Annotated in this window: 14 protein-coding genes; 7 read left to right on the top strand and 7 right to left on the bottom strand. The window is 45.9% G+C overall.

Annotation, left to right across the window (positions count from 1 at the left end; translation table 11 throughout):
* The 3 genes from ACBR23_RS12770 to ACBR23_RS12760 form a co-directional block, all read right to left on the bottom strand.
* Positions 1 to 2,096: filamentous hemagglutinin N-terminal domain-containing protein (locus ACBR23_RS12770; protein ID WP_371125651.1), on the bottom strand; the 2,096-nt coding region annotated here is incomplete at its 3' end.
* Positions 2,097 to 2,716: 620 nt separating this feature from the next.
* Positions 2,717 to 4,489, bottom strand: a complete 1,773-nt coding sequence (locus ACBR23_RS12765; protein ID WP_371119018.1) for a DUF3352 domain-containing protein — start codon at positions 4,487 to 4,489, stop codon at positions 2,717 to 2,719.
* Positions 4,490 to 4,621: 132 nt separating this feature from the next.
* A complete protein-coding gene (locus ACBR23_RS12760) occupies positions 4,622 to 5,710 on the bottom strand; it encodes a hypothetical protein (protein WP_341739406.1) in 1,089 nt (362 codons plus the stop codon).
* A 137-nt stretch (positions 5,711 to 5,847) separates the two neighbouring features.
* On the opposite strand from ACBR23_RS12760, the gene ACBR23_RS12755 reads away from it, so the two are divergent.
* The 4 genes from ACBR23_RS12755 to ACBR23_RS12740 all read left to right on the top strand — a co-directional run bounded on the left by ACBR23_RS12755 (position 5,848) and on the right by ACBR23_RS12740 (position 8,599).
* Positions 5,848 to 7,086 carry an LL-diaminopimelate aminotransferase gene (locus tag ACBR23_RS12755; protein ID WP_371116116.1) on the top strand — a complete coding sequence of 413 codons (1,239 nt, stop codon included), beginning with the start codon at positions 5,848 to 5,850 and terminating at the stop codon, positions 7,084 to 7,086.
* 276 nt (positions 7,087 to 7,362) lie between these two features.
* Positions 7,363 to 7,959, top strand: a complete 597-nt coding sequence (locus tag ACBR23_RS12750) for a hypothetical protein (protein ID WP_341735384.1) — start codon at positions 7,363 to 7,365, stop codon at positions 7,957 to 7,959.
* Between the two features lie 149 nt (positions 7,960 to 8,108).
* The gene (locus ACBR23_RS12745; protein WP_371119017.1) at positions 8,109 to 8,345 is read left to right on the top strand and encodes a hypothetical protein; all 237 of its coding nucleotides are present in this window, start codon (positions 8,109 to 8,111) and stop codon (positions 8,343 to 8,345) included.
* Positions 8,342 to 8,599 (top strand): AAA family ATPase, encoded by a 258-nt coding sequence (locus ACBR23_RS12740; protein ID WP_341735397.1) that lies wholly within the window; start codon positions 8,342 to 8,344, stop codon positions 8,597 to 8,599. The genes ACBR23_RS12745 and ACBR23_RS12740 overlap by 4 nt, the downstream gene beginning before the upstream one ends.
* Positions 8,600 to 8,886: 287 nt before the next feature.
* On the opposite strand, the gene ACBR23_RS12735 is transcribed toward ACBR23_RS12740, so the two are convergent.
* Both ACBR23_RS12735 and ACBR23_RS12730 read right to left on the bottom strand, forming a co-directional pair.
* Positions 8,887 to 10,107, bottom strand: a complete 1,221-nt coding sequence (locus ACBR23_RS12735; RefSeq protein ID WP_371119016.1) for a class I SAM-dependent methyltransferase — start codon at positions 10,105 to 10,107, stop codon at positions 8,887 to 8,889.
* Positions 10,108 to 10,255: 148 nt separating this feature from the next.
* Entirely contained in the window at positions 10,256 to 11,440 is a 1,185-nt protein-coding gene (locus ACBR23_RS12730) for an NAD(P)H-quinone oxidoreductase subunit H (protein ID WP_341735381.1), read from the bottom strand.
* A 435-nt stretch (positions 11,441 to 11,875) separates the two neighbouring features.
* Here ACBR23_RS12730 and rsmH point away from each other — a divergent pair, with 435 nt between their 5' ends.
* From rsmH to ACBR23_RS12715, 3 genes are all read left to right on the top strand, one after another.
* Positions 11,876 to 12,778: a 16S rRNA (cytosine(1402)-N(4))-methyltransferase RsmH gene (gene rsmH / locus ACBR23_RS12725; protein ID WP_371119015.1), complete on the top strand. Its 903-nt coding sequence runs from the start codon at positions 11,876 to 11,878 to the stop codon at positions 12,776 to 12,778.
* A 447-nt stretch (positions 12,779 to 13,225) separates the two neighbouring features.
* Positions 13,226 to 14,899, top strand: coding sequence for a SpoIIE family protein phosphatase (locus ACBR23_RS12720; RefSeq protein ID WP_371116124.1), 1,674 nt, complete (start codon positions 13,226 to 13,228; stop codon positions 14,897 to 14,899).
* 306 nt (positions 14,900 to 15,205) lie between these two features.
* A complete protein-coding gene (locus ACBR23_RS12715; protein ID WP_340523967.1) occupies positions 15,206 to 15,628 on the top strand; it encodes an anti-sigma regulatory factor in 423 nt (140 codons plus the stop codon).
* Between the two features lie 426 nt (positions 15,629 to 16,054).
* Here the strand turns inward: ACBR23_RS12715 and ACBR23_RS12710 are convergent, their stop codons facing one another.
* Positions 16,055 to 16,483, bottom strand: coding sequence for a nuclear transport factor 2 family protein (locus tag ACBR23_RS12710; protein WP_371119014.1), 429 nt, complete (start codon positions 16,481 to 16,483; stop codon positions 16,055 to 16,057).
* A gap of 206 nt (positions 16,484 to 16,689) precedes the next feature.
* Positions 16,690 to 17,652 (bottom strand): orange carotenoid protein N-terminal domain-containing protein, encoded by a 963-nt coding sequence (locus ACBR23_RS12705; RefSeq protein WP_341735377.1) that lies wholly within the window; start codon positions 17,650 to 17,652, stop codon positions 16,690 to 16,692.
* Between the last annotated feature and the right edge of the window lie 7 nt (positions 17,653 to 17,659).

Genomic DNA, 17,659 nt, shown 5'->3' with positions numbered 1-17,659 from the left:
TGTTGTTGAGGTGGTTGTTGTGCTGTTGGTTGTGGTGGTGTTGGTGCTGGTGCAGGTGTTGGTGCTGGTGCAGGTGTTGGTGCTGGTGCAGGTGTTGGTGCTGGTGCAGGTGTTGGTGCTGGTACAACAGTGACGGGTGCAGGTGTAGGTGTAGGTGCAGGCGCAGGTGTAGGTGTAGGTGCAGGCGCAGGCGCAGGCGCAGGTGCAGGTGCTGGAGTTGGCGCAGGTGTAGGTGTAGGTGCAGGCGCAGGTGCAGGCGCAGGTGTAGGTGTAGGTGCAGGCGCAGGCGCAGGCGCAGGTGCAGGTGCTGGAGTTGGCGCTGGTGTAGGTGCTGGTGTAGGCGCAGGCGCAGGCGCAGGTGCAGGTGCTGGTGTTGGCGCTGGAGTTGGCGCTGGAGTTGGCGTCGGTGTAGGTGCTGGTGTAGGCGCGGGAGTTGGCGTCGGCGAAATAACAGAATTAGTAATGTTAATTCGTGTCGGCTGTACTATCTGAGGGCCAGGGCTGCTGTAACTTCCGTTAGCAATGACATTTCCCTTAGAAGGTCCCCCCGTAGCAATGATGCCAGCGGTACCATTGACTCGGTTATAGTCCGGGCCGACGGTGAACAGAGTGCTAGAGGCTCCCCCACCGTGGCGAATGGTGATATCCCCAGCGTTAGCACTGGTGCTTGTGGAAGCAGATAGGCTGCAACCGGGCGCGCAGTTGGGTTGTGAGTTGAAAGTGCCTGTGGCTCGGAAATAACGGCCGGCGGTAAGGTCAATATTTCCTCCGGCTGTTGGGCCTTCGGTGTTGATGGAGGTGACTTGAATATCGTTGCGGGCGCTGAGGGTGACTGAGCCGCCTTGTTTGTCTTGTGAATGGGCGTCTATGTTCCCTGTTTGAATGCTTGATTCTGCTGCAATGGTAATGTTTGCGCCGTTGCCGTTTTTGTCGGTGGAGGCGGAATTGATGTTGCCTGTCTCTACTTTTCCTGTACGGCTGGTGATGGTGATTTTGCCGCCACTGCTGTTGCTGGAGTTGGAGTTGAGATTGCCAGTCTGAATGTCGCCCTTGGCTTCCAACCCGATCGCACTTGCTTGGGAACTTGTCAAATTGCCCGTTGTCAGGTTGTTGGCTGCTTGCACTGCGATCGCCCCAGTATTTATACCTTGTACAGCCACATCGCCCCCTGCTACTACTTGGCTGGAGGCTGTGAGTACCACTTGACCGCTGGCATTGACTCGGACTCCTGTAGCGTTCGCCGGGCCGATGCCTGTGAGCAATTGTGGTAAGGATGCGATCGGTAATATGGAAGTGGCTGGCCCTGTTCCTGATGGGGGCTGGATTTCCAAACTGAGTAAATTGCCTTCCTGGCTCAGACGAAGTAGATTTTGCCCAGGCACCGAGGCTATAGTAATTTGACCGTTTGGGGCCGACAGAGTGCCAGTGCTGACCACCGTGCCGCCTAGCAAGGTTAAGTTTTGGCCTGACTTAACTGCTAAGTTAGCCGTGTTGATGATTGCTCCTGGTTGAGCGGTGGCGAAGGTGAAGGAGTTGGGTGTCCCTGTGAGGGAGGTGTAATTGTTTGTGCCTGTGGCGTTAAAGGAATTAGAACCAAATCCAATGGATGTGGCCGTGGTTGCGGTGAAAGCCGCCGGCACGTTTAAGCTGGCATTGTTGCCGAATATAATCCCGGAGGGGTTCATCAACAACAGATTAGAATTGCCACCTGTCACTTGAATTAACCCATTAATCAGAGAGGGGCTACCGCCACCGATGCGAGCCAATATGTTGCGAATGTTGGGGTTTGAAATAAAATTGGCAATCTGATTTTGTGACAGTCCGAATTGTTGAAAACTATGGAAGAGATTTTGTCGATCGCCCGATAATTGTCCGCCTTGGATGTCGAAGCGAGTTGGCGGGGGGATTCCGATTACGGGTACGGGCGTGACCGTAGTGCCGGTGCCGTCGGTGGCTGGAACAATTGTTTGGGCTTGTGTTTTCGCAGATAAAAAGTAAAAATTAAATAGAATAATTTGCAGAGAAATTGCCAGTTTAGTTAGATTTTTTGGGAATTTTTTGGGGATTTTTTGGGTCGGATTTTTTGTGGTATTCATTTTTTGTTAACAACTCATTTATATAATAATTTTTGATTAAAATTTCTGTTAGCATTTGCACTTAACCTGTGACATATTTTCTATGGTTTAAATTCTAACTCGTACTTGGTGGAAGATGTATCTACCACATGAGGTATTTACAAGGGTTTAACCCAAAAGTAAGTTAAAAATTATTGCATTTTATGTTAAGAAAGACAAAAATATGTTTTTGCTATTTCCGGCGTTGGCTTTTCGCAACACAAAAAAGCCGGCCATTCTAACAGCCGACTTGAAAAATTGCTCTCCAATTATCAGAAAATCCGGGTTAAAAACCCCCTTTATTAGTGTATTGGGGGAGAAGGAGAGAAGCAGAGGGAGAAGGGGAAAAATTAGCCACCAAAATCAAACAGGGGGGGTGATTGACCCGGATTTATATAAAATCCTCTCTTCATCGTCCTGTATTAAACTCTCTCTTCTCTTGCTTCGCGTACTTCGCGCCTTCGCGGTTAAATCATTCCGATACAACCGGAATTGATATTAGTACGATCGGACTTACCAAAAAAATGGGTCTCAAGCGTGGTCAGGTGCACGCATAAGTCCAATCCCAGGCCCTAGGCCCGTTGCTAGCTAAGGAGGGTTTTTCAGGGGGATGGCGATGCTGATGGCGATGCTGATGGCGATGATACAGAGGGAGTTGGAGAAGAAGAACTAGGAGACAAAGGAGTGGAAGAGGGATTCGGGGAAGGACTAGATTGGTCGGATTTTTTGAGGTTGACAAAAGCGTCATAACGGGTAGTACGATCGCCTATGACTGCCGCTGTAATCCCGATCGACCGTATCGCATCGATCCAGATTTTTTGATTGGGGGGAAATTCCGGCAAAGCTAGGTTTTTTGGGTTAAATGCACTCTCTGTGTCGATGAAGAAATTGCCGTTGTGGGGCTTAAGTTGCGATCGCACTGTTTTTTGGAACAATTCGCTGCTTAATAGCGGACTTTTCGGGGCCGGGACGATCGCATCCACCACGGGAGCTCCTACTGTTAAAAATAGTACATCGTTCATCCAGCCGCGAGTAACTGTAATTCCTCCAAAGGGTGATGTCCATTTAGTCGTAGGTTGACCCCCAACTTTAATTTCCTCGACTCTAAACCCTTTCATTTTCATGGTATCGTCAAGCTGTTTGAGAGCTTTGTCCGCCCCCCGACGGTTGTTGCTTTCCACCATAAATACAAATCCCGCGGCAAATTTGTCTTTGGGATTTGGCGCGGGGGCTGGTATTAAGGATAGGGAAAATTCTCCGGCCATCCACTCCATCAAGTCTTTGTCTAAATCCAGGCCAGTAGTGGATTTTAGGGCTGTTCGCAAAATTTGCGGATTCACCGGGGCGATCGGATTAGCATCGGCCCCCGATACATAATCTTCCCACAAACGCCGTAAGTTGCCACCAGATACCATCATGATTGTATTATTTGGTAAGCGGTTCGACATTTTGAGAGCGTTGTTTTCTACTGCCATCCTTTTTTGAGAGTCTGGTTTCAGCCAAGAAATAGATTTGAATCCAATGCCATCTGTATCCAGCGTCGCTGTGGTGGCAAATCCCTGATTTTGTTGTAATTTTTCCAGGTTTTCCGGCGATAATTCACGGGCGGAGTTAGCTGCGGTAAAGGCTGCTGCCACGGGCATATTCACGTAGATTTGACCGAAGGCACCGGAACTTTTGATTTGTTCTAGGGCATCTTCGTAGCCTGGGGTTTTTGCTAGGGAAGGCTCCCCTTTGTAGGTATCAATTATTCTATCGGTGGCTGTGGGCTCTGTGCTCACTACCAGATAGTTTGTCCCCAGTACCGCCACCGAAAAATTGCGATCGGGTATGCCTTGAGTTTCTGTAACTTGGACTCCTTTATAATTACGCTCAACCATTTTTCCTTGGTTGAGGGGTCTGGGTTTTGCTAATAATTCTTTGGCTTTAATCGGGTTAGCAATAGGCAAGATAATAGCTACTGATTGTTGGGCTGGGGGAGGTGGTGGTGCATTGGGTGTGCGCGGTGCTACTGGTATGGCGATTTTGTTTCGCAAAAAGGCCACCATTGCTGTGTCACCTACCCAGGGTTGAATGTCTTGTTGGTAGCTGTAGCCGTTGGTTGTCAGGAGGCGATCGCGCAATTCTGTTAAAAGTCTTTCAAAAGAGGCTTTGGAGTCTGGAGTGCCAAACTCTCGCAGCCTTTTCCACTGCGATTCATCGGTACTGACGGATACAGCCATCATCGTATCTTGAGGTACAACCGTAGCCCCTGCGGGCAAATCTTTGCTTGGTCCGCGGGAGATCACGATCAAATAGGTAATGAAGCCTAAACTAATCAGGAGGGTAGCCGCTCCGATCGTAAACAGGAGAGAAGATTTATCTTTCTTAAACATTATTAGTCAAGTTGGGTTGCTCGCAACATCCTAAATTATATGGGCATCGGGCATGGGGCCACCCCCCTGCCCCCCAAGAGGGGAGGGCGGGATGGGGGAATGCCTAAAAGCATGGGGCATAATGCCCTAATTTCAATTCCTGGCTTTAAAGTCTTTAAAAATCGTTTGAAATGAATACATCAGTCTATGCACATCATTTGTCGCTCTGGGAAATATGTTTAACTCCCATTTTTTGCGGGCGATAGTTAGCAATTTGGCTACAGCTTCCGAGTAAGTATTAGAAATAAAATAGCTGCCACCTTCGTAGCGAATATCTGACGCTAATCCAATAAAAGCACCAGCCGTTTCTAGTTTTAGTTCCGAAGTGTTGTGCTGAGATTTGACTGCTAAAATTACTTGGGAGTGCCGGGGTTCTCGCTGGAGCAAGCGACAGATATTCGCTTCTTTTTGGTATAACATTAACAGGTTGCAATTGTGGAGAACTCCGGCTCTACCTTGGACTTTTACTGCTAGATGAACTTCCAGGGCTGGTTTGTCTGGAAATTCCACTATTGCGTAGGTATAGGGATGAGTATTACCGTGAATTTTGCCTGGGGTCTTTCTAAATGTTAAATATTTCGGTGTTTCGTCTAAAACATTGTTATAATATATAGTTGCTCCTTCATTGGCAATAGCTTTTAACAAAATGGTGAATAGGTAAACATCAAAAATGTTTGCTTGTTCTATGGCTCCGTTAAAATCGGGATTAATCGCTACGCTTAATTTGCTTTTAATTTCCGCATTGGTGATGTAGTTGCTCGGTTCTGATGGCAGTTTTTCGAGCAAGTATTTCAGGGCGATCGCCTGTTTGTTGCGAGGGGATGTCAGATGAGAAGTAAACTCGATAGTTTTCACCTCTTGGGCGCTGGATGAGGCAAAGCTAACTTTAGTACCCAGAGGAGAAGTTTCTGATTCTACTTTTAAGAAATAAGCAATTTCATCTTCCATTTCGGAAGTATGAACTGTCGCTTGTTCGACAGCATCAATCAGCATCAAAAGTTGCTCTTTTGGTGTATAGTCTTCTATCTTGAGTAACGGGGTTTTTCTTTTGAGCGATCGCTCCTCAATAGTTTTACCTATCTCTACATTATCTGCTACTTGTTGAGCTACCCAACCCAAATTAAATTCATCCAACATTGCCGCCATTTCTTGATAGACTCTGGCATACTCTATATCATCCATAATAGTTTTGGAATAGCAAACTATTCTAATTATATAAGCAGGTTGATTTTTTTGTCAAGTGTCTGTCAGCCTCAACAGCCCACAGTTAACGACCAATTCGCAGTAAGCTATTCTACGACTCTCAAGCGATCGAAAATATGGCAACTATCAACGACAACTACCTCAAACTCAAAGCTGGCTACCTGTTTCCAGAGATAGGACGCCGAGTCAAGGCTTATGCAGAGGCAAATCCGGGGGCACCAATCATCCGCCTAGGGATTGGCGATGTCACAGAGCCCCTACCCGAAGCTTGTCGCCTCGCGATGGTGGCTGCGGTGGAAGAAATGGGCTCGCGGGATACCTTCAAAGGATACGGCCCGGAACAAGGTTATGAATGGCTGCGGGAGAAAATTGCCGAGCACGATTTCAAGTCGCGGGGATGCGATATTGATGCTTCGGAAATCTTTATTTCTGATGGTTCTAAATGCGATTGTGGTAATATTCTCGATATCTTTGGGAACGATAACACCATCGCAGTTACCGACCCAGTTTATCCCGTGTATGTAGACACCAACGTGATGGCAGGGCATACGGGAGAGGCAAACGAAAAAGGCGAATATGACGGCTTCATTTACCTGCCAATTACAGCAGAAAACAACTTTACTGCCGAAATTCCCACCGACAAAAAAGTCGATTTAATTTATTTGTGTTTTCCCAACAATCCCACGGGAGCAACTGCAACCAAGGAACACTTGCAAGCTTGGGTAAAATATGCTAAGGCGAACGGTTCGATTATTTTCTTCGATGCAGCCTACGAAGCCTATATTACCGATCCCAGTTTACCGCATTCTATCTACGAAATTGAAGGTGCGCGCGATTGTGCGATCGAATTTCGTTCATTCTCCAAAAATGCCGGTTTCACAGGTACTCGCTGTGCCTTAACCGTTGTACCAAAGACTTTGACTGGAAAAGCCGCAGATGGTTCCGATGTCGAAATTTGGAAGTTGTGGAATCGTCGTCAATCTACTAAATTTAACGGCGTTTCTTACATCGTCCAACGCGGTGCTGAGGCGGTTTATTCCGAGGCTGGCAAGGCACAAATTCAGACATTAGTCAATTTTTACATGGAAAATGCTGCGATTATTCGCGAGAAATTGACAGCCGCTGGTATTGAGGTTTTTGGTGGCGAAAATGCACCCTATGTGTGGGTGAAAACGCCTAATGGTTTGTCGAGTTGGGATTTCTTTCAGAAGTTGCTGGAAACTTGCAATGTGGTGGGAACACCCGGTTCTGGTTTTGGTGCGGCGGGTGAGGGTTATTTCCGAATTTCGGCATTTAATAGTCGGGAGAATGTGGAGGAAGCCATGAGACGGATTGTGGAGAAGTTTAAGGTTTAGTATCCTACTAGCCCGCCAGGGAATGAATTCCCTGGCTGATAGCTAAAGTCCTCTCAAGAGGACTGAAGAGTTATTTCGGACTTATGGAATTATGTCATTCTTAGGAAATTATATCATTCTTAGGAAATTGTGTCATTCTGAGTGAAGCGAAGAATCTCAAGCCCTCACAAAACAATCAAAATTCGCAAGTCCTTGTCTTCAGTCCTCTTAAGAGGACTTTAGCTATGAGACAGGGGTTTCAACCCCTGTCGGACTGTCGGACTACCAAAAAAAGCAATGTCATATAGCGAATTCACCCTCAAAAAAGTCAAACAAGACTTTCAGCTTACCCTAATAGAAGTACCTACTTTTATTGTTTCAGCGCCCCCGATTCAGCCAAGTCCAGCCCTAGCTGAGTTCATCGAAAAACGCCTACCTCTAGCCCTAGCACTGAATACCGAAAAAGCTCGTTCGGAAATGATTATCTGTCCGATTCTGCTAGAATTAAAGGATATTTTTCAACAGAAAATCAGCCTTTTTTCTGGCAATGATTTTACCGTAGATCAATCTGTGGGACTTAACGGTGTCTGCGACTTCCTAATTAGCAAATCGCCAGAACAACTTTTCATCGAAGCTCCTGCTATGATTGTAGTGGAAGCTAAAAAAGAAGACATCAACGGCGGACTTGGACAATGTGTTGCTGAGATGATTGCGGCTCAGCGTTTCAACGAGAAAAACGGCGACTTTGTTAATAAGCTCTATGGTTGCGTTACGACGGGGAATTTGTGGAAGTTTATCAAACTTGAAGGGCAAACTGTTACCATTGGTTTGAGAGAATACTCGCTACCGCCAGTTGATGAAATTTTGGGAATTTTAGTTAGTTTTATTACTTAGTCGGGACTTACGCATCACAACCAAAGAAACCGGGTTTTTACGGTTTTTGTGGGCTGTAGCGAAGTATTCTCGAAAAAACCCGGTTTCTGAACACCCGTGAGTAAGTCCGATTAACCAAACTGAATGCAAGCCAACACCAGGAGTTTTTTATGCACTTACTACGAGTTCAAGTTCCTGATTTTCGCGGTTTAAAAAATATAGACATCACTTTTGAAAAAGATTTTTTTCCTAGTATTTTCCCGCTTGGAAGTCAAAATGGCGGCGGTAAAAGTACGCTGTTGCAGTTAATTTTTGTGTTACTACACTGTTCTGTTGATGATGATAAAAAACCGTTTTTAGAAAATCTACTTCAGGGATTTAAAATTTCCGATCGGCAAGACAAATAAGTCACGGCGAACTCAAAAGACTTAGCATTTATATATGGCTCAAGTCCCGCAACATAGAAGATGCTATTGTGTTGATGGATGAAGTTGAAATTGCTTTTCATCCAGATTGGCAATATCAAATTATATCAGACCTTAAAGATTGGGCGCCCAGCAATCAATATATTCTGGCAACTCACTCCTACGCATTGTGTGAAGCTTTGACACCTGCTCATGTTAAAGAAATTGAGCCAAAACTGATTAAACAAGAATCCTAAACAGGATAGCACTAACTCGTATTTAGATTGCGATCGGCTTTTTGCAATAATAGATTTAGATTTGCAACTGCAAACGATTGACAATTATATTTTTACAGATATTGCATGAGTTAGTTTAAATAAAATACCTCAATTATAATTTGGCAATATAAGTCCTGGATTCATTTTCGACAGTGTTGCAAAAAAATGAAATTCTTTGCTTCTTTCCAAATGACAGGATTATATTGAAATGCCTCTAAGATGCCAAGGCCCACTTATGAGTATTAATAATTTTTGTAATCTAATAATTAATCAGGCACTCTCAAACCCTTCAAAATTCTCCCCTTCTCCTTCAACCCCTTAGACTGTAACAAAACCCCAAAACCTCCCAAACCCATCGGATCGATCAGTTTATGTAAAGCTTCCCTGCGCCGCAACAACGTTGCCACATCCCATACATTTGTGGATAGAGCCGCAATGCGATCGCCCAAACCCAACGCCATCAAAAATAAAGCCTGCTGAGTAAACCCTAGCACATCCAAACCGCACAATTCCCCATACTTTTCCAAGGCTGTAAAATTAACATGAGCCGTCACATCCTGTCGCCCCACATTAATATAAGGATTATTGTGATATCGATGGCGATAATAACACTGTAGCGTCCCCTCCCTGCGCCTCGGATTGTAATAGCGGTGCGCCGGATGGCCGTAATCAATCGTCAACAAATATCCCCGCTGCAACTTTTTGCCCACTCTACTCATCCAATCTAAGGCTGCTAAATTCACCTCACTGCGATATCCATCCCCGTAAACACTCGCCGATAAATCGACTCCCAATAACTCAAAATATTCGGCAATTTTAGGTGTAGAAACTTCGCCAAGTACCTCGACAAAATTTATTTGATTTTCTTGATTTTTTTGTGTTTCTGTGGTAATATAAATTTCTTTGATTTTGCCTTGTTCCAGCATGAATTGATGTACGGGCAGAGCATCGACTAATTCATTAGAAAAGAAACATCCGACAATTGAGTTATCAACTATTTCCTCCCACTTACACCATTTAATACACTGGAATTCACCTAATATTTGCTGTTGTTCTGCTTGCAGTATTGGTGAAATTTCAATAATTATATATGTTAAAGTTTTAAATAAGTCTGGATGTTGCTGTTGCAGATATTTCAGGAGATTTTGGGCAAATATTCCTCGCCCAGCGCCCATTTCGACGATCGCGAAATTTTGAGGGCGATCCTCTTCGAGGGCTCCGCTAACGAGCAATTCCCACATTTCCACAAATTGCTCTGCCAAAACCTCGGCAAAATCTGGGCCCCAATCAGAGGATGTGATAAAATCGCCTTGTTTGCCGATCGCAGGGCGATCGCGATTATAGTAACCATGCTGCGGATGATATAATGCTAAATCCATGTATTCAGCAAAGGTAATTCGCTGCTGCGGAGTGGTGGCGATTCTGGCGCAGATTAAGTCGCAGAGTTCGGGGTTACTGTCATTGATATCTGATTGCTGGAATGTCATGGTTTATGGAATCAAAGATAAAATAAAGATTTTTTTAACCACAGAGGGCGCAGAGGACACAGAGGAAGAGATAAGAGAGAAATAAAGAACCCGGTTAGTATAAACCGGGTTCTTTTAGTTAGATGCTCGCATCCAAAACAGTCGAAATCTACCTATCGACTGAACCCATAATAATGTCGATGCTTCCTAAAATTGCTACCAAATCGGCAATCTTTACACCGCGGACAATGTGAGGCAAAATCTGCAAATTATTAAAGTCCGCAGCCCGAATCTTCCAGCGCCAAGGGAATGTACTATCATCGCCGATAATATAAATCCCTAACTCACCTTTGCCACTTTCAACGCGGACATAATGTTCGCCCTTGGGAATTTTAAAAGTCGGGGCGACTTTTTTGCCAATAAACTGATATTCAAAACTATTCCACTCGGATTTTGGCCCGCTTTCTAGTCGCTTCGCTTCCAAATTCTCGTAAGGGCCGCCGGGGAGTCCTTTTAAGGCTTGATAGAGAATCTTAACTGACTCGCGCATCTCCCGAATTCGTACTAAATACCGGGCTAAACAATCGCCGGCTGCTTCTGTACACACTTCCCACTCGAAGTCGTCATAACATTCGTAATGGTCAACTTTCCGCAAATCCCAATTCACGCCGGAACCGCGCAACATGGGGCCGGATAGTCCCCAGTTAATCGCTTCGGCGCGAGATATGGTACCTAGGCCTTCAATCCGGCGGCGGAAAATTGGGTTGTTGGTAATTAAACGCTCGTATTCGTCAATTTTTGGCAGGAAGTAATCGCAGAAATCTTGGCACTTATCTACCCAACCGTAGGGTAAATCAGCCGCAACTCCGCCGATGCGGAAGTAATTGTTGTTAACCATGCGATAACCTGTGGCTGCTTCCCATAAATCGAGAATGGGTTCGCGATCGCGCATAGTATAGAAAAAAGGAGTTTGGGCTCCTACGTCTGCCAAAAACGGCCCCACCCACATCAAGTGGTTGGCAATCCGGTTCAACTCCAGCATAATTACCCGAATATAACTAGCCCGTTTGGGGACAGCAATATTTGCCAATTTTTCCGGTGCATTGACTGTCACCGCTTCGTTAAACATCCCCGCAGCGTAGTCCCAGCGGCTCACGTAGGGCACGTACATCACGTTGGTGCGGTTTTCGGCAATTTTTTCCATGCCGCGGTGCAGATAGCCCAAAACAGGCTCGCAGTCCACTACGTCTTCGCCGTCCAAGGTGACAATTAACCGGAGTACGCCGTGCATGGATGGGTGGTGCGGCCCCATGTTGAGCACCATCGGTTCCGTTCTAGTCTCAATTCTTGACATAATTAAATGAATTAATGATTACTAGCTATTGTTGATTTTTGTTTCGCTGTTATAGATTTTGACATCCTCACCGCACTTCTAGGGCGGTGATTCATAAACCTCACGATTTAGGTTTCTGCTTCATTGCAACTGCCTCCACCCACCAGGAGTTTTATGGTCTTACGTTCGCTCCACAGACTATCCCCGCTAGCCCAGCGGTTCTTATGTGTCGAAAACCCAAAAGGAATTCTTATTTACTGTGCGTGATTCTAGGGATGTTTACCATTGCCCCGTCCTCTTTTCCCGGTCTACCGATTTTTCTGCCCCGTTGCGATTGTTCGCAAACTTTGGTGTTAGGGTTTATGTCTCCATCGTCGCGAGTGGGTCGTTGACCACTAGAATTGTATCAAATATAAAGCCGTCCTACAAGGACGGGGTTTCCACCCACATTTTCCGATGAAGGATATCGAGCTTTCTGAGAAGGATACCTCTGGATTAGATGTCAGTGTTGACACCTATCATGTTCCAGTTTTGGGTCAAGAATTAATTGCGGGTTTGGCTGTGCGTCCAGGGGGTCGCTATTTGGACGCCACGCTTGGGGGCGGCGGACACACTGGTTTGATTTTGGCGGCGGCGGCTGATGTGACAGTGGTGGCGATCGACCGTGATGAACAGGCTATCCGTTTTTGCCAAACTCGATTTGCTAATGCTCCGGTAGAGTTTTGGCACGGCAATTTTGCGGAATATCAGTCGCCTGATGCCACATTTGATGGTATCATAGCAGACTTAGGCGTTAGCTCGGCTCAGTTCGATACACCTGAACGTGGCTTTAGTTTTCGCCATCCAGCTCAGTTAGATATGCGTATGAACCAGCAGCAATCTTTGACCGCAGAAGAGATTATCAATCACTGGGACGAAGTTAAGCTAGCAGATATTATTTATAAATATGGCGAGGAGCGACTGTCGCGACGGATCGCGAGGCGGATTCTGCAAGGGCGTCCCTTTGAAAGTACAACAGAACTTGCTAGTGCGATCGCTAGCAGTTTCCCACCCAAGCAGCGGAATGGCAGAATCCATCCAGCTACTCGTACTTTCCAAGCTTTAAGGATAGCTGTTAACTCCGAACTCGCGGCTCTAGACACTTTCCTCTCTCAAGCGCCCAGGTGGTTAAAACCCGGTGGAAGGCTCGGAATTATTACTTTTCACAGTCTCGAAGATCGACCAGTCAAACACCAACTCCGAGGGACAGACTGTTTGCAGGTGCTGACAAAAAAGCCGATCGGACCACAATCTGAAGAAATCTCTAGAAATCCCCGCTCTCGTTCTGCTAAGCTCAGACTGGCAGAAAAATTAACTTGATACGGCAGTAAGGGGCGTGCAGAACGCGAATAAGTAATGGTTAAACAAGAGCCAACAGTTTCACAAACAATAGTTAAATAGTGAGACTGGCTGGAAAAATAGGGCGCTGCTGGGCCCGAATTTACGCCTGTGGACAAGTTGCGAGCCGACTCCCTTGGTTGAAGCAGGAAGCAGACCCTCTAGAAGTTAGTTCTAGTTGAATGGTGAAGCTGAGATAAGTTTAACCAAGTTTTGTATAGCAGTAGATGACAATTTCCAAACTAAGGCGAGGTCAGGTAAGACCACGACCGGATTTAAGTTCCGAATATCCTTGTGGTATCACTAACATGGCACTGACCTATCAAAACCGAAGCCCCCTAACTGATTCGCCTCCGTCGCATCAGCCTAGGGTATTTCACAAACAGCTAGTTTTAGACCTGATTAATTCGCCTAGGAGTAGGGAATAGCATGAGTCGGGGAGATGGAAGCAAACTGAAACTAATGGTAGTCGATGACGAACCCGACAACTTGGACTTGCTGTACCGGACGTTTCGACGCGACTTTCAGGTTTACAAAGCAGATAGCGCCCTCACCGCCCTGGAAGTTTTAGACGCACAGGGCGAAATGGCGGTGATTATCTCAGACCAAAGGATGCCAGAAATGAATGGCACCGAATTTTTGGGGAAAACTGTCGAGCGTTTTCCTGATACGATTCGGATTCTGCTGACGGGATACACGGATGTTGAAGACTTGGTAGAGGCAATCAACTCAGGTCAAGTTTTCAAATACATCACCAAACCTTGGAATCCTGAAGAGCTCAAATTAGTCATCAATCAAGCCTCGGAAACTTACAAATACTATAAGCAACGAAGTGTCGAACTCCGTCGCGCTTTACGCAAAGAATCTCTGTTCAATGAGGTGATGAGCGTAATTCGTGGGTCGCTAGATTACTCTAGTATGGTACAAACTATTGTCCAAACTGTAGGTCAAACTTTTGAGGCAAACTACTGTATGCTACGGCCGGTAGAGGGCGATCGACTATTGCCGAGCACCTTCCCCTACCAATCCCAAACAGCGGAACCCAGCATTTTTTCTTTTGATGAAAATTTACTGGTCCAAGCCGTAGCCAGCCGTCAAACTCAACTGCACCAAAGCAGTCAAAGTCCGGGCAATTCAGTTCAGATGGCGGTGCCACTGACTTACCAGCAAGAAATCTTGGCGGTACTGGCCCTGTGCCAGCAGGGCGGTACTAATCCTTGGTCGTCGGAAGATATAGAGTTAATAGAAGGTGTGGCGGCTCAAGCTGCTCTGGCACTGTCTCAAGCCAAACTATATCAGCGGACTCTAGATTTGGCCAAGCAGATGCAAAATGAGTTGGAGGTGGCTCGCCAAATCCAAACAAACTTATTGCGTCAAAGTTGGCCCGATTTTGAAACTGTCAGGGTGCAAGCTTGTTGCTATCCCGCCCGCGAAGTAGGAGGTGACTTTTTTGAGGTCTACGTCCACTCTCAAGGGGATATTTGGATAGCTGTGGGAGATGTTTCCGGTAAGGGTGTTCCGGCTGCTCTATTTATGGCTAGTGCTATTTCGGTGATGCGGCGGGAACTCAGCCAAGAAATTTCTCCTGAACCCAGCCAAGTCATGACGAACATGAATAGTAGTATGTCAGATGACCTGATCGGCAACAACCATTTTATTACAATGGTTGTGGCTCGTTACACACCCTCCACGGGACACCTGGCTTTTGCTAATGCCGGTCACATCTATCCGATAGTTTGGTCTCACTCAGAGGTGAAAGCTCAAGCCGCTAGCGGTTCCGCACCAGTAGAGCCCAATTTCCTGAAAGCTCGTGGCATTCCCTTGGGGATACTGCCAGTTTGGAAGGGTAAAGGGGGTACGATCCAATTAAAGTCAGGAGATGTATTTCTGCTGACGAGTGATGGGATTACTGAAGCTACTGTCATGACTGAGGCTGTTCCTGGGGGAGAACAAACTCGTTCTATGCTACAACAAGAGGGGCTTTGGCAACTCTTGATTCAGGAGCCTGGTTCCTTTAACTTGGACAATTTGTTGGCTTACATCCGAGCGGACAATCCAGTTCAGGAAGATGACCAAACTATACTCTCTCTGGAGGTTCTCTGAATCTGTCAACTACCCCGACCATCAGTCGGGGACTTCAGGAATCAACCACTGAAGCCCTCCGTTGACAGCTCACAGATTGCAGACTCTTTACTGGGCCAGAGGCGAGAGTTATAGAAGTAGTGCTTCAACGCCTAACTCTTAACTAATACTTTTTGATGAATGTTTTCAGAGAAAGTGTATTGCCTCGATCGCCCGGTATCTAGTATCCTCCATGTACCAGTAAATATTCACGCCAAATAAATCAGGCGCGTCGTATTTCATCCCTGGTCTGAAGACACAGGATTTCTAAACTTACAGGATTTTTGTATGAATACTGAGCTTCACGTACCAAGCGACTTGCGGTTTTTGACAATTGTTGAAAACTGGCTGCTGAGCAGTTTGGAAGTTGAGCTAGGTGAGCACGTCGATTGGCCGCGTCAATCGAATCGTTTGCGCTTGGTGCTAGCAGAAGCCTATTCCAACGTCATCCGCCATGCTCACAAAGACCAACCTGAGTTGCCAGTGTTAATTCGCTTAAATTTAAAAAATCGAGACATTGGTTTAGAAATTTGGGATTACGGTAAAGGTTACGCCATGAATACTTACAATCCCCCACGTCCAGAAGCTAAACAGGAAAGCGGCTACGGCTGGCTGATTATGAGCAGACTGATGGACCGGGTGGACTACACTTTGCAAATAGATGGTCGCAACTGTTTGAAATTGGAAGCGAGTTTGCCCGACAAATCTTAATTGGTTTAATTGGTAACAGGTTATTGATAATAAATTATTGATAACAGGTTATTGGTAATAATCAACAACTAACGACTAACACATCACAACTAGGAACCAACAATCAACAAGTAAAAAATCAAACTAAGCAGTAACAAATGATTAGTGACTACTACTTTTTAGATTAGTTGGTCAGCAAAATACCCAGAGCCCGGACTTCTTAAAAAAGTCTGGGTTCTGAAGTATTTAAGTAGAAAAAAGAAGGAAGACTATTGCTACAGTAATACCATTTCTCTAAAATCGTGCAACAATCTTTGACCCCCCCTAACCCCCCCTTATAAAGGGGAGGGACAAGACTACTGTTGCATTCTTTTTTAAAATTGGTATAAGCTTTTGGGCTATCTGTAAATTAGGCTTAATTAAGTGGATTTAGTTAGGATATGCAGCCTACAACTTGGTGAAGGGGCGCAGGCTTAGCAATTCTTGAGGAGAAGCTAAGAGCTTGACCGTCGCAGAAACAATAGCTGGTTGAGAATTGACGATAAACAACCATCCTACATTGACGCTAAATACAGCAGTTTGTACCAGCCCGTTAACTTGAACTTGAATGTTGCCGTCCTCTAAGGTTTGACTCATGCCCTGCTGCGGATTGAGCTTCATTCCTAGGGCTTCGGTTTTTAAGTAGGTGGCGATCGCACTTTTGCCGACAATCGGATCTGCAAAGGGTGCATAGAGAACGCCCTCAGCATCAAACAAACTAGCCGTTGCTTCAAAATCTCCCCTGTTGAAAGTTTCAAAGTATCCCAGAACCGCTGGCTCAGGAATAGCGCTCAAGCCGATCGCTTCAGTTAACATAAATGGAGTGGTTGCCATCATAAAAATCAGAATTTTAGATTAATCTATCTAATATAGTCATTCTGTTTGTGGCAGCAACTCCATCAAAAGATGTGACATATCTCCGACCCATAATACGGATATACGAAAAATCACTTCCCCCCAAAGGGGGAAAGTGCCATAGAAGTCGGAAGAATGGAATTGAAGTGCGATCGGGTTTCAGTTTTGACTAACAAAACTGAAATATTCTACTTACGCATCAAGTTCAGCAATTCTTTCGGAGATGCCAACAAATCGATCGCCACAAAGAAAATTTGACCTTGGGGATCGAGCAAAAACCGCCACGCAATGTTCATACCCACATTGGAGCCAAACCAGGGAGTTTCGACTTTACCAGTCACTTTCACTTGGCGGTAGCCATCTTCTGCGGGTTCCGATACACCTCGCTCCGGCATCATTTTGAGTCCGACACACTCTTCCCGCATATAGTTGAGGATAGCTTCGCGACCGACAATCGGCTTTTGGAAAGGTGGTTGCAGAGCACCTTCTTCGGAAAATAAAGCCACAGCAGGGGTAAAGTCGAAGGCATTCATGTTATCAATGTAGCTGAGCACCGTCTGCTCGCTGATGCCTTCAATCTGGGTTTTGACGCGCTGTTCAACAGAGGTGGGAGTGCTGCGGGGAGCAGAGCGTTTGCCGTACTCTTGGCTGAAATCTGGGTCATAGCCCATGTGAACTACGGTATTACGCAGTACGGTAATTTGCTGGCCCGGATCGAGTTGTTTGAGAGTTTCAAGGACATTGGTGGCTTCGGGAGACATTTGATAGCCAGCGGGAATCGGAGCGACAAGGCCTTGTTTCATCAATTGTCCTAGTTCGTACCAGAAACCGAGTTTGGTGTTGACGCGCAAGGATGTGTAGATGCGGCCGATGGTGGTGTCAGCATTGCTAGCCAGGTCAAACATGGTTTTGCTTTGAGCAGCCGGCGACATTTGCTTAATTTCAGTCAGAATGCCTTCAACAAGCGCCATACTTGCTACTCCGGGAGCTGCTGCGGTGATGGTAGTACCCATTTCGGTGTAGGCATACCACAATAGTGCCAGTTGGTCTTCAACGCTGAGCTTGTAGAATGCTTCCGTGGTAGTCGGAACAACGCTCGCAATCTCGGTGTTGGAAAAAATAGATTGAGCTGATTGAATACTAACTGCCATGTGTATT

The organism is Microcoleus sp. (assembly GCF_041354475.1).
GTDB lineage: Bacteria > Cyanobacteriota > Cyanobacteriia > Cyanobacteriales > Microcoleaceae > Microcoleus.
Note: the sequence above shows the minus strand (reverse complement) of the source record. Positions and strands in the feature narration are given on the sequence as shown.